The following is a 12,206-nucleotide window of genomic DNA, read 5'->3' as shown; positions in this document are numbered from 1 at the left end:
CCAGACAGACCAAAGCCTGACCAGTCCGGGGTATAAAACAATTGGCACTGGCTTATCAAGCACCCTGTTGAGTTCTCAAAGAACAACCACACACCAACCCGAAGCCCTGCACCGCAGGGCCCCCGCTTGGGGCAACCTCTCTAACTTACCCGACTCGACTTTCGCTGTCAACCTCGTGTTTTGAGGCGTTCAACTTGGCTCGAGCCGATCCACGCTGACGCTCGCCGTACCCGGCGGTCGTTGCTGTCGTGGTTTCCGGCGGACCGGCCGGCGCTGCTCTCGCAGCCACCCGCCCGGCTCCCTGCCGGCTTCCGAACTCTACCCGGCCGGCTTCGCGTTTGCAACTCCGTGTTCCCGGAGTCTTTCCGCACCGCCCGAATCCTCAGTCTGGCTCGGCGTCACCGCCACCATCCTGGTGCCCGCTCTCGGCCGGTTTGCCCGGCCTCCCGCGTGCAGAGAGAAAGTTACGCGGAGCGGTCCCGGAAGGCAAATCAATGATCGTCATTGTCTTTGGTCGACCGGCTGCCGGTAACGGTGCCCGCGGAGAGGGTTCGGATCGGAACCCGGCGTGCCAGAGTGGTCGGCATGGCTGACCTGTCCCGGCTCCCGGCCCTCGCCGAGGAGGCTCTGCTCGGTCTCCTGCTGCCGTTCTGGCAGCTGGTCATCGGCGCGTTCGTACTCGCCGTGCTGGTGTTGTCGGTGGGACGGCTGGTGCGGCGTGGCCCGTCCCGGATGACCACCGCCCTGCTGGTCACCGCGGCGGCGATCGCCTGCTTCGCGGTGCTGGGCGTACTCCTGGAGACCTGAACCGGGTCAGAGCCGGCGGTTGGCGAGGCTGGGCAGCTCGGCGCGAACGGTCCGCAGCCGGTCCAGGTCGATCTCGGCGACCGCCAGACCCGGCCCGTCCGGGACCTGGCTCACCACCGTCCCCCACGGGTCCACCACCATGCTCCGACCGAAGCAGGTCCGGCCCGGGTCGTGGTCGCCGGTCTGGCCGGCCGCCGCCACGAAGCACTGGTTCTCGATCGCCCGGGCCCGGAGCAGCACCTCCCAGTGGTCCCGCCCGGTGTGCATCATGAACGCGGCCGGCACGACCAGGAGCTCGGCGCCGCCGTCCACGGCGAGCTGCCGGTAGAGCTCCGGGAACCGCAGGTCGTAGCAGATCGACAGGCCGACGCGGAGGCCCTCGACGTCGACCACCACGGGCTTCTCCCCCGGCGCGACCGTGGCCGACTCCTGATAGGAGACCCGGCCGGGAATCTCCACGTCGTACAGGTGGATCTTCCGGTACGCGGCGGCGAGCGCGCCCTCGCGGTCGAAGACCAGTGACGTGTTCCAGGTGTGCGCCGGGTCCGGGCCGGCCTCGTGGAACGAGCCCGCGATCACCCAGAGCCCGAGCCGGCGGGCGGTCTCGGCGAAGAACCGGCCCACCTCACCGTCGACCGGTTCGGCCGGCGGCATGCGGTCGGCGTGGCCGAGGTAGTCGACGTACTCCGGCAGGAGGGCGAGGTCGGCGCCGGCCGCCGCGGCACCGACCAGCAGGGCCTCGGCGGCGGCAAGGTTCGCCGCCCGGTCGTCGCGGGCGTTGAGCTGGCAGACGGCGACGCGCATGGGGAGAGGGTACGGGCATCCGACCCCCGGGGACAGGGCTCAGAAGCTGGCCAGTACGAGCGCGACGGCGGCGAACCCGAGGCCGGCCAGTTGCACCGGCCGCAGCCGTTCCCGGTCCACGGCGAGCGCGAGCAGGACCGTGCTCGCCGGATAGAGCGACGCGATGGCCGCCACCACGCTCAGATGGCCCCGCCCGGCGGCGGCGAGGAAGAGCGCGTTCGCCGCCGAGTCGAGCAGTCCGGCGGCGGCGGCCCAGCCGAGCACCCGCCGGCCCAGGCGCAACCGGGTGCCGGTGCGGGCGGCGAGCGCCAGGCCGAACGCGATGGAGCTGACGCGGACCGCCAGCACCGGCCACATGCCGGCGCGCTCGTCGGCCTGGCCGAGCAGCGCGAAGAAGACGCCGAAGAGCAGGCCGGCGGCGAGCGCGGTGCCGATGATCCGACCCGAGACGCGGCCGGCGCCGCCACGCTCCCCGAGACTCACCAGGGCGATCGCCACCACGGCCAACCCGGCGCCGCCCAGCGCGACGGTGCCCGGGGAGTCGGCGACGAGCAGACCGGCGACGATCGGCACCACCGCGGCGGTGATCGCGGTGACCGGTGCCACCACCGCCATCACGCCGGTGGCGAGCGCGCGGTAGAGCAGCACCACGCCGGCCGCGCCGGCCACGCCGGCGAGCAGCCCCCAGATCAGGTCGACCCGGCTCGGGGTGCCGGGGACGACCAGTGCGAGCGCGACCAGCAGCGGCAGGCTGAGGACCTGGGAGACCACGGTCACCGCGATCGGGTCGGCATGCCGGGACGCCTTGCCGCCGGAGAAGTCGGCCGTGCCGAAGGCGAGCGCGGACACGGCGGCCAGCACAATGGGAAGCATCCGGCAGTCGTACCATAATAGTGACCGTGAAGGATAGTATGATGACCGAAAGCGGTGGGCGGGTGGGCGCGGTGACCGCCGCCGTCGCCCGACAGGTACGCGAGTTGCGAGCCGCGCGCGGCTGGTCCTTCGAGGAACTGGCCGGCCGGTCCGGGGTCAGCAAGGGGATGCTGGTGCAGATCGAGGGCGCCCGCACCAACCCGAGCATCGGCACGCTCTGCCGGGTCGCCGACGCGTTCGGGGTCAGCATGGCCCGGCTGCTGGAGCCGGCCGAGGAGAGCCCCGTCCGGATCACCCCGGCCGACCGGGCACCGGTGCTGTGGCGCGGCCCGCACGGCGGCGTCGCCCGCCTGCTCAGCGGTCTGGGCGAGCCCGACCTGGTGGAACTCTGGGACTGGCGGATGCGGCCCGGCGAGGCGTTGCACTCCCCCGACCACGCCCACGGCACCCGGGAGATCCTGCACGTGCTGGACGGCGCCGTCACGGTCACCGTCGACGGCGTCGACCATCAGGTCGACGCCGGCGAGACGGTGGAGTTCCACGCCGACCGGGAGCACGGATACCGCACGGCCGGCGACGAGCCGGTGCGACTGATGATGGTGGTGGTCACCCCGTCGGGCGAGTGGGACCGCCGGACCCGCTCACGCGGACCGCGCCCGAGCTGACCCGGGCGCGGTCGCGACGGGCGGTCAGGCCGACTTCTCCTCGCGGTCCCGGCGACGCCGGCCGGTGAACTCGCGGGGCACGATCGTCGGGTTGACGTTCTCCAGGACGACCTCGCGGGTGATCAGCACCCGCGCGGCGTCGGGGTTGCTCGGCACCTCGTACATCACGGAGAGGAGCACCTCCTCCATGATCGCCCGCAGGCCCCGGGCGCCGGTGCCGCGCAGCATCGCCTGGTCGGCGATGGCCTCCAGCGCCGGCTGCTCGAACTCCAGCTCGACGCCGTCCAGCTCGAACAGGCGCTGGTATTGCCGGACCAGAGCGTTGCGCGGCTCGGTGAGGATCTTCACCAGGGCGCCCCGGTCGAGGCTGCGCACGTTGGTGATCACCGGGAGCCGGCCGATGAACTCCGGGATCAACCCGAACTTCAACATGTCTTCCGGCATGACCTGGCTGAAGATGTCGTCGGTCGACCGCTCCGAGACCGACCGGAGCCGGGCACCGAAGCCGGTGCCACCGGAGCCGGTGCGCGACTCGATGATCTGGTCGAGGCCGGCGAACGCGCCACCGCAGATGAACAGCACGTTGGTGGTGTCGATCTGGATGAACTCCTGGTGCGGATGCTTACGACCGCCCTGCGGCGGCACGTTGGCCACCGTGCCCTCCAGCATCTTCAGCAACGCCTGCTGGACGCCCTCGCCGGAGACGTCGCGCGTGATCGACGGATTCTCCGACTTACGGGCGATCTTGTCGACCTCGTCGATGTAGATGATGCCGGTCTCGGCGCGCTTGATGTCGTAGTCGGCGGCCTGGATCAGCTTGAGGAGGATGTTCTCCACGTCCTCGCCGACGTAGCCCGCCTCGGTGAGCGCGGTGGCGTCCGCGATCGCGAACGGGACGTTGAGCATCCGGGCCAGCGTCTGCGCCAGGTGGGTCTTGCCGCACCCGGTCGGGCCGAGCAGCATGATGTTGGACTTGGCCAGCTCGACGCCGTCACTGCCCGAGCCGGGCGCGCCGGCGGCCTCCGCCTGGATCCGCTTGTAGTGGTTGTAGACCGCGACGGCGAGCGCCTTCTTGGCCTGCTCCTGCCCCACGACGTAGTTGTCGAGGAACTGGCAGATCTCCATCGGCTTGGGAAGCTCTTCCCACTTCACCTCGCCGGACTCGGCCAGCTCCTCCTCGATGATCTCGTTGCAGAGATCGATGCACTCGTCGCAGATGTAGACCCCGGGGCCCGCGATGAGTTTCTTGACCTGCTTCTGTGACTTGCCACAGAAGGAGCACTTCAGTAGGTCGCCGCCGTCACCGATCCGTGCCACCTACGTTCTCCCTGCACTCATCGGCCGGAGCGCCGGCCCTGACCTGCGGACGCCACCGCGTCCGTCCGTCCTGTCGTCCTGCTGTGCTGTCGGATCCACCCGATCCGACCCCGGAGCGGTACGGACCCGACGTTACCCGTTGGCCGGGTTTTCTCCGACCCCCAAAACGGGTGTGTCAGAGGTCGGCCGGGAACCGCCCCCGGCCGACCTCCGACCCCGTCCGTGCTCAGCCCGCGGCGTGAGTCGCCAGCAGACCCTTCTTGCGGCTGGTCAGAATGGTGTCGACCAGCCCGTAGTCCTTGGACTCCTCGGCCGTCATGATCTTGTCACGGTCGATGTCCTTGCGGACCTGCTCGATCGGCCGGTTGCAGTGGCGGGACAACATGTCCTCCAGCTGCGTCCGCATCCGCAGGATCTCCCGCGCCTGGATCTCGATGTCCGAGCCCTGGCCGTAGCCGCCCTCGGTGGCCGGCTGGTGGATGATGATCCGCGAGTTCGGCAGCGCCATCCGCTTGCCCGGCGTGCCGGCGGCGAGCAGCACCGCCGCCGCGCTGGCCGCCTGCCCGAGGCAGACGGTCTGGATGTCCGGCCGGACGTACTGCATGGTGTCGTAGATCGCCGTCATCGCGGTGAAGGAGCCGCCGGGCGAGTTGATGTACATGATGATGTCGCGGTCCGGGTCGGTGCCCTCCAGCGTCAGCAGCTGGGCCATCACGTCGTTGGCCGACGCGTCGTCCACCTGCACCCCGAGGAAGATGATCCGGTCCTCGAAGAGCTTGTTGTAGGGATTCGACTCCTTCATCCCGTACGACGTGCGCTCGACGAACGACGGCAGGACGTAGCGGTTGTGCACGGCCGCGAACTGGGGCGGCAGGCTCAGGTCGGTCATCGTCAGCTCCTCGGTCAGCTCAGGGTCCCGGCGCCATCCGGAACCTGCGCGGCCCCGATGATCACCTTGTCGATGAAGCCGTAGTCCATGGCCTCCTGGGCGGTGAACCAGCGGTCACGATCCGAGTCCGCCTCGATCTGGGCCTGGGACTGGCCGGTGTGGTGCGCGACCCGCTCCTGGAACATCCGCTTGGTGTAGAGCATCTGCTCGGCCTGGATCGCGATGTCCGACGCGGTGCCGCCCAGGCCACCCGAGGGCTGGTGCATCATGATCCGCGCGTGCGGCAGGGCGTAGCGCTTGCCCTTGGTGCCGGCGCAGAGCAGCAGCTGACCCATCGAGGCGGCCATGCCCATGGCCACGGTCGACACGTCGTTGTCGATGTACTGCATGGTGTCGTAGATCGCCATGCCGGAGTAGACCGAGCCACCCGGCGAGTTGATCCAGAGGAAGATGTCGCGGTCCGGGTCCTCCGCCGCGAGCAGCAGGAGCTGCGCGCAGATGCGGTTGGCCACCTGGTCGTTCACCTCGCTGCCCAGGAAGATGATGCGTTCCTTGAGCAACCGGTTGTAGACCGAGTCGTCGAGGTTGCCAATGGAGTCGCCACCGCGGGCCTCGATCGCCCGGAGCGACTTCTTGGGGATGTGCATGTCGGTCATGGCAGCCCTTCGCTCTCCGTACCGTCCTGTCCGACACTAACCGCTCGCCCTTCGGGCGTACTCCCGGTCGGGGCACTGTTCGCTCTCAGCGCAGTCACCCGCTCGGCGTACCCCGGAAAGGGTTTCGGCCGCCGCCCGGCGCGCAGCGCGGGACGGCGGCCGTCACCGGAACGATCAGTGCTGGTGGTCGTGCTCGGCCTCGTTCTGGGCCCGCAGCGCGTCGAGGGAGACCTCGTTGCCCGCCGAGTCCTTGATCTTGATCTTCTCCATCACCGCGGCGAGCGCCTTGCCCCGGCGGACGTCGCCGAAGACGGCCGCGGCGGCGCCGGAGCGGGCCAGCTGGTCGTAGTACTGCTGCGGGGCCATGCCGGCGCGCTGCGCCCGGTGCACGATCTCGTGACCGAACTCGTCGTCGGAGACCTGCACGTCCTCGGCGTCGGCAAGCGTGTCCAGCAGGAGCTGGATCTTGACACCGTCGGTCGCCGCCTCGGTCAGCTCGGCGTCGATCTGCTCCTCGGTCTTCTCCTCCGCGGCGAGGTATTCCTCCAGGGAGGCGCCGATGCGCTCGAGCTGGTCGACCATCGCGGCCTTGCGGCTCTCGACCTCCTCCTTGACGACACCCTCCGGCGCCGGCACCTCGGCGGCGGCCACCATCTGCTCCAGGGCCTTGTCGCGGGCCGCGTAGATCTGCTCGACCTGCTTGCCGCGGGTGACCCGCTCGCGCAGGTCGGCGCGCAGCTCCTCGATGGTGTCGAACTCGCTGGCCATCTGCGCGAAGTCGTCGTCGAGCTCGGGGAGCTCCTTCTCCTTCACCGTGCGGACGGTCACCGCCACCTCGGCGTCGCGGCCGGCGTAGTCGCCGCCGACGAGCTGGGTGGTGAAGGTGGTGCTGTCGCCGGCGGCCAGGCCGACCAGCGCCTCGTCCAGCCCCGGCAGGAGCTGCTTGCTGCCGACCTCGTGCGAGATGTTGCTCGCCGAACCGCCGGGCACGTCCTCGCCGTCGACTGTCGCGTTCAGGTCGATCTGGACGAAGTCGCCGTCCTGCGCGGCCCGCTCCACCGTCTTCAGCGTGGCGAAGCGCTCGCGCAGGCTGTTGACCTGGTCGTCGATCTCGCTGTCGGCGATCTCGAGCTCGTCGACGGTCACCTCGATGGTGGCCGGGTCCGGCAGGGTGATCTCCGGGCGGACGTCGACCTCGGCGGTGAAGTTGAGCGAGTCACCGTCGTTGAACTCGGTGATGTCGACCTCCGGACGGCCGAGCGTCTTGAGGTCGTGCTCCCGGACCGCGGCGAGGATGTTCTGCGGGATGGCCTCCTGGATCGCCTCGTTGAGGACGGTCCCCCGGCCCACCCGCTGGTCGATCACGGCGCTGGGAACCTTGCCCCGGCGGAAGCCGGGAACCTGGACCTGCTGCCCGATCTCCCGGTACGCCTTCTTGAGGCTCGGCTCGAGCTCGACGAACGGCACCTCGATGGCGAGCCGCACGCGCGTCGGGCTCAGAGTCTCGACGGTGCTCTTCACAGGCGTACTCCTTGACGGATCTGGGTGTCGATTCTGGGGCGTGATTGCGCGCATCGAGTGTAGGCGAGTCGGCCTGCGGCGTCGGCAGGGCCCGGTCACCGCGCGGAGAAACCGGCGGTTCCCGGGACGATCCGGTCGCGAACGACAGTCGGGGTGGCGGGATTTGAACCCACGGCCCCTCGCTCCCAAAGCGAGTGCGCTACCAAGCTGCGCCACACCCCGTGGCGACGAAGAGTGTATGCCGTCCGCGCCCGTGCATGGGTGACCGGGGCGGGGACCGTGCAGCGCCGGGCCGACGGCACCTGCTCGGGTGGGCGCTGCGCGTGCGGCTCCGTGATTCGGTACGCTGTCACCTGCGCCCCGTCCACGCGGGGTGCACGCGGGCGTAGCTCAATGGTAGAGCTTCAGTCTTCCAAACTGACTACGCGGGTTCGATTCCCGTCGCCCGCTCCAACCATGGAGAACCAGGCAGACCGCTTGATCGCGGCGGCTGAGCCGACCCGCCTCTCCCCCTTGTCCGATCTTGCGGACCAGCCACGCGCTATGCGGACGGCGGCGGAGCGGAGTCGAGTCAAGCGTCCGTAGGCAATGCGACACCGTGCCGTGCGCCCTACCGAGCGTCGAACATGATCGATAAACTGGGCCGGTGGAGCACGAGGAGCCGTGGAAGGTGCTGCAAAACGTCAACGAATGGCTCCGGCACGCCGACACGAAGGCGAGCCTCGTACTGACCCTGGACGGCGCGCTGATCGGCCTGATCGCGCTACGGGTACAGAGCCGGGAGGCGTTCGACCGGTATCCCGTCGCGACCGTGCTGCTGCTGCTCGCGCTGGGTCTGCTGGCCGCCAGCCTCACCGCCACGGTGCTGGCCGTCGCGCCCCGCACCTCCGTCGCTGGACAGCAGCGCTCGCTGCTGCATTTCGGGCATGTCGGGAAAAGGTTCGCGACACGAGAGTCGGAGTTCGTCGCGGAGTTCGTCGCGTTGCTGGCCGACCCGGACGCCCTGCGGCGGGAGGTCGGCGGACAGGTGTGGGCCAACAGCATCATCGGCCGGCGCAAGTACCACCACCTGAGCTGGGGGATCCGCTTCGCCGCCGGGGCGATCCTGGTGATCGGGCTGGCGAGCGCGGTCGGGGCGTTCAGCGGTTGACCGTCAGTAGCTCGCCAGATGTCCTACTCGTCGGCGGACACGGCCGGTAGAACCGAGGGCGGTAACCCGTAGCGGGAGGAGCCCGTCGATTTCCACCTCCGACCTGCACCCCATCGCCGCCGAGTCGCTCGGCCCGCTGACCGTGCTCGGCTCGGGCGGTCAGGGGACCGTCCACGCAGTCGCGAACCGGCTGATCGACGGTCGCTGGCCGGCAGCGTACAAGGAGTACGACGGGACGACCCTGGGTCGGGTGGACCGCTCCGCCCTGGAAAAGCTGGTGCGGCTGCCGGGACGGCTGGCCCAGGCCGACGCCCGCCTGCTGCGCAAGCGCACGGCGTGGCCGGTGGCGGTGGTGGAGCGCAGCGGGCGGCTCTCCGGCTTCCTGATGCGTCAGGTACCGGCGAAGTTCCACACCCCGCTGCGGCTGACCGCCCGGTACGTCAACAGGCTCGCCCAGGTTCAGTTGCTGTTGAACGCCGAGGACTACCTCGTCGCCCGGGACCTCGCCGTCGACGACGTGTTCCGGCTCAGCTTCCTGCTGGACACGGCGCGGGCCATGGCCGACTTCCACCGCCTCGACCTGGTGGTCGGCGACCTCTCCCCCAACAACCTGCTGTTCAGCCGCGGCGCCACATGCCGCTGCCTCTTTCTCGACTGCGACGCCATGCGGCTCGGTGGTGCCTCGGTGCTGCCGCAGGTCGAGACGATCGACTGGGAGGTGCCGAGCGGCTGGGGCGAGGAGCTGGCCACCCCGGCCAGCGACGCGTACAAGTTCACGCTGCTCTGCGTACGGCTACTCGCCGGTGACCAGACGACGCGCGACCCGGGGGCGGCGCAGCGCGCCGGGGCCGACGTCAGGCGGCTCGTTGAGCGGGGACTCGACGCGGTGCCCGCCGGCCGTCCCGGACCAGCGGAATGGATAGGGCCGTTGGCGCGGGCCGTCGAGGCCGCCCGGAGCCGGCCGCGGATCCGCCCGGCCACCTCCCCACCGGTGCCCGACCCCCGTACCGCCGCGCGTACGACAGCCGGTCCGGCACCCGGCGGGGCGTCCCGGCCGGGCGGGCCCGCCGCCCGGACCCGCGCTCCGGCCCGCCCGCCCGCGGCGAAGCCTCCCGTCGTCGCGCGGCCTCGGCGGGCGGGCTCGGTGGGCAAGTGGGCACTGGCGGTGGTGCTCCTCTTCTGCGCCGTGACCCGGATCTCGTCCTGTGGCGACCACCCGGTCGCCGGCCCGACCGCGCAGGAGCGGACCACCGGGACGAGCGATGACATGGACCGGCGATCGGCGGAGGCGGGGGCCCAGGCAGCCGCCCTCGCTGAGCTCCTGGCCCGGTCGAAGCGGGACCGCCGCACGATCGCCCCGGCGGTGGAGAAGGTCACCCGGTGCACCGACCCGACCGGCGCAGCCGTCGACTTCCTGCGGGCCGGGGCCGGCCGACGCGACGTGCTCCAGCGAGTCACCGCGATCAGGACCGACCAGTTGCCCCGGGGCGCGGAACTGCGCTCGGCTCTCGTCTCGGCGCTGACCCACTCGGCGGCGGCCGACGACGCGTACGCGCGCTGGGCCCGGGCGGTGGCACGCCACGGTTGCCGGTCGTCTGCGATGCATGGCACGGACCGGCAGACCGGGGACCGGGAGTCGCGGGCCGCCACGGCCGCGAAGCAGCGTTTCGTGGCGCTGTGGAACCCGGTCACCCGGCAGGCGGGGCGTCCCGCGCTCTCCTACCGGGACGTCTGACGGTGCTGTTCGGTGGCGAGCGCGGCCCGGCCGGCGGCGGTGATCAGCAGGCTGCGCCGCCTGGTGACCACCAAGCCCTGGTCGCGCCAGTGCTCAAGCGTCCGGCCCAGCGTGCGCTGCGAGGTGAGCACCAGGCCGGCGAGGTCCGCCTGCGACAGAGGCAGCTCGACCAGGAGCCCACCCTGGTCGTCCGGCACCCCGTAGCGGCGGCCCAGGTCTAGCAGCAGCTCGGCGAGGCGTTGCGGGACCGACTCGGCGCCGGCGGCGGCGCGTTGCCGGTCGGCCTCGCGCAACCGGACGGTGACGGTGCGCTGCACGATCTCGGCGGCCTGCGGAAAGCCCCTGAGGAAGATCCGGAACCGGTCGGCGGGAATGACGAGCGCCTCCACCGGGGTCATCGCGGTCAGGGTGGCGGACCGGCCGCCCCCGTCGAAGCCGGCCAGCTCGCCGACCAGGTCACCGCCGTCGCGCAGGGCCAGCACTGCCTGGTAGCCCTGGCGGGTGTTGGCGGTGACCTTCACGCAGCCGTGCAACAGCACGATGGCGAAGTCGCTCTCGTCGCGCTCGTGCACCAGCACCGCCTCGGGCGGGTAGCGGCGCAGCGACCCGAGCGCCCGTAGTCCCGCCCGCTGCTCCTTCGCCAGCGCATGCCAGAACGGCACCCGGCGGTGGCGTCCCAAATCCATGCCCGTCGCCTCCCTGTCGAGGGTGGAGTGCGACACTCGACAGGGCCATCGTAGGGCGGTGGTTACGGTAGGACACGGGCCGCACGGAGCGAATCGTCAGCCGAACCTGTTCACCAGGTAGACGATCAGGATGCCCAGCAGCACCAGCAGGGCGAGCGTACGGCCGACTGCGCTGGTTTCGCTTCCGGCGGGAACCGCTGCCGGTCCCACCCGGACGGGCATCGGGCTGCCGGCGAGGCGATCGTGGGCCGCCACGGTGGTCAGCGCGGCGATCCAGTCCTGCGGTGCGGGACGCTGGGCGGGTATGACGGCCAGGCTCGCTTCGGCGAGGTCGGCGAGGTCGTCGGAGACCTCCGCGAGCACCGCCGGATCCCGGCTCGTCTGGTCGCGAGCGAAAAGCCGGATGGCGAGCAGCCCGAACTTGTACGCGTCGGTGGCCGGCGTGGCGAGCGGCTCCCCGCCGGGTATCGGCACCTCCCAGTCCGGGGTCTCCGTCTGTGGCAGCACCGAGGACCCCGAGAGTCGCATGGCGTCGCAGTCGATGAAGAAGCAACAGGGCTGGTCGCCGAGGCGGAAGAGCAGGTTGTTCGGGGACAGGTCACCGACCACGACCCCGAGGCCGTGCAGCCGGGACAGTGACCGGGCCAGGTCGGCCAGAAGCAGCAGGCGGCCCCGGTCGTCCACCGGGATGGCCATCCGGGCCAGGTACGGATCGGAGTTGAGCAGGAACTGGAAACCCGCCGGGCGGCGGGTCGCACCGCCGCCGGAGGGAAGGACGATCTCGAACTCCGCCGGGATGCGGCGCATGAGCAGCCCGCAGACCGCTGACCCCCGGGTGACCAGCGCGGCGGGCCAGGCGCTCTGCTCGCAGAGCCAGCGGCCGGTGGCCGGGTCCAACCCCGGCACGAAGGAGACCATCCGGCGCAGCTGCGCGACGTCGAGCTGTGCGCGGACGGCCGGGTCGTACTCCTTGTAGACCACGGGCCACTCCTGGTTGATCCGGAGCCCTTCGATGGCGTACACGCAGCCCTGGCCGCCCTTGCCGAGCTGGGTGAGGTCGCCGAGCGAGCGGACGTCGAACTGTGGCGTGAGGGCGTCCATCG

Annotated in this window: 12 protein-coding genes and 2 tRNA genes; 5 read left to right on the top strand and 9 right to left on the bottom strand. The window is 70.8% G+C overall.

What is annotated here, in order from left to right; genetic code table 11:
* Positions 1 to 585 precede the first annotated feature (585 nt).
* Positions 586 to 807, top strand: coding sequence for a hypothetical protein (locus ACH495_RS29170; RefSeq protein ID WP_396860906.1), 222 nt, complete (start codon positions 586 to 588; stop codon positions 805 to 807).
* Between the two features lie 6 nt (positions 808 to 813).
* Here the strand turns inward: ACH495_RS29170 and ACH495_RS29165 are convergent, their stop codons facing one another.
* Both ACH495_RS29165 and ACH495_RS29160 read right to left on the bottom strand, forming a co-directional pair.
* Positions 814 to 1,611: a carbon-nitrogen hydrolase family protein gene (locus ACH495_RS29165; RefSeq protein ID WP_396860905.1), complete on the bottom strand. Its 798-nt coding sequence runs from the start codon at positions 1,609 to 1,611 to the stop codon at positions 814 to 816.
* Positions 1,612 to 1,650: 39 nt separating this feature from the next.
* A complete protein-coding gene (locus ACH495_RS29160) occupies positions 1,651 to 2,484 on the bottom strand; it encodes an EamA family transporter (RefSeq protein ID WP_396860904.1) in 834 nt (277 codons plus the stop codon).
* Positions 2,485 to 2,525: 41 nt separating this feature from the next.
* Here ACH495_RS29160 and ACH495_RS29155 point away from each other — a divergent pair, with 41 nt between their 5' ends.
* Entirely contained in the window at positions 2,526 to 3,149 is a 624-nt protein-coding gene (locus ACH495_RS29155) for a helix-turn-helix domain-containing protein (RefSeq protein ID WP_396860903.1), read from the top strand.
* A gap of 24 nt (positions 3,150 to 3,173) precedes the next feature.
* On the opposite strand, the gene clpX is transcribed toward ACH495_RS29155, so the two are convergent.
* From clpX to ACH495_RS29130, 5 genes are all read right to left on the bottom strand, one after another.
* A complete protein-coding gene (gene clpX / locus ACH495_RS29150; RefSeq protein WP_107155905.1) occupies positions 3,174 to 4,466 on the bottom strand; it encodes an ATP-dependent Clp protease ATP-binding subunit ClpX in 1,293 nt (430 codons plus the stop codon).
* A 226-nt stretch (positions 4,467 to 4,692) separates the two neighbouring features.
* Positions 4,693 to 5,355, bottom strand: a complete 663-nt coding sequence (locus ACH495_RS29145) for an ATP-dependent Clp protease proteolytic subunit (RefSeq protein WP_281587072.1) — start codon at positions 5,353 to 5,355, stop codon at positions 4,693 to 4,695.
* Positions 5,356 to 5,369: 14 nt separating this feature from the next.
* On the bottom strand, positions 5,370 to 6,011 hold the full coding sequence (locus tag ACH495_RS29140) for an ATP-dependent Clp protease proteolytic subunit (protein WP_089158260.1): 642 nt from the start codon (positions 6,009 to 6,011) through the stop codon (positions 5,370 to 5,372).
* Between the two features lie 174 nt (positions 6,012 to 6,185).
* The gene (gene tig, locus ACH495_RS29135; protein ID WP_396860902.1) at positions 6,186 to 7,532 is read right to left on the bottom strand and encodes a trigger factor; all 1,347 of its coding nucleotides are present in this window, start codon (positions 7,530 to 7,532) and stop codon (positions 6,186 to 6,188) included.
* Positions 7,533 to 7,680: 148 nt separating this feature from the next.
* Positions 7,681 to 7,754, bottom strand: a tRNA-Pro gene (locus ACH495_RS29130).
* Positions 7,755 to 7,911: 157 nt separating this feature from the next.
* Here ACH495_RS29130 and ACH495_RS29125 point away from each other — a divergent pair.
* The 3 genes from ACH495_RS29125 (at position 7,912) to ACH495_RS29115 (ending at position 10,417) form a co-directional block, all read left to right on the top strand.
* Positions 7,912 to 7,985, top strand: a tRNA-Gly gene (locus tag ACH495_RS29125).
* 193 nt (positions 7,986 to 8,178) lie between these two features.
* Positions 8,179 to 8,682, top strand: a complete 504-nt coding sequence (locus ACH495_RS29120) for a Pycsar system effector family protein (RefSeq protein ID WP_396860901.1) — start codon at positions 8,179 to 8,181, stop codon at positions 8,680 to 8,682.
* 250 nt (positions 8,683 to 8,932) lie between these two features.
* Positions 8,933 to 10,417 (top strand): hypothetical protein, encoded by a 1,485-nt coding sequence (locus ACH495_RS29115; protein ID WP_396860900.1) that lies wholly within the window; start codon positions 8,933 to 8,935, stop codon positions 10,415 to 10,417.
* On the opposite strand, the gene ACH495_RS29110 is transcribed toward ACH495_RS29115, so the two are convergent.
* Entirely contained in the window at positions 10,402 to 11,103 is a 702-nt protein-coding gene (locus tag ACH495_RS29110; protein WP_396860899.1) for a Crp/Fnr family transcriptional regulator, read from the bottom strand. The two genes, ACH495_RS29115 and ACH495_RS29110, sit on opposite strands and share 16 nt — an antisense overlap.
* A 96-nt stretch (positions 11,104 to 11,199) precedes the next feature.
* Positions 11,200 to 12,204 carry a hypothetical protein gene (locus ACH495_RS29105; RefSeq protein ID WP_396860898.1) on the bottom strand — a complete coding sequence of 335 codons (1,005 nt, stop codon included), beginning with the start codon at positions 12,202 to 12,204 and terminating at the stop codon, positions 11,200 to 11,202.
* Between the last annotated feature and the right edge of the window lie 2 nt (positions 12,205 to 12,206).

This window comes from Micromonospora sp. NPDC018662, assembly GCF_044391475.1.
Classification (GTDB): domain Bacteria; phylum Actinomycetota; class Actinomycetes; order Mycobacteriales; family Micromonosporaceae; genus Micromonospora.
This window is presented reverse-complemented; position numbering and strand designations above follow the sequence as displayed.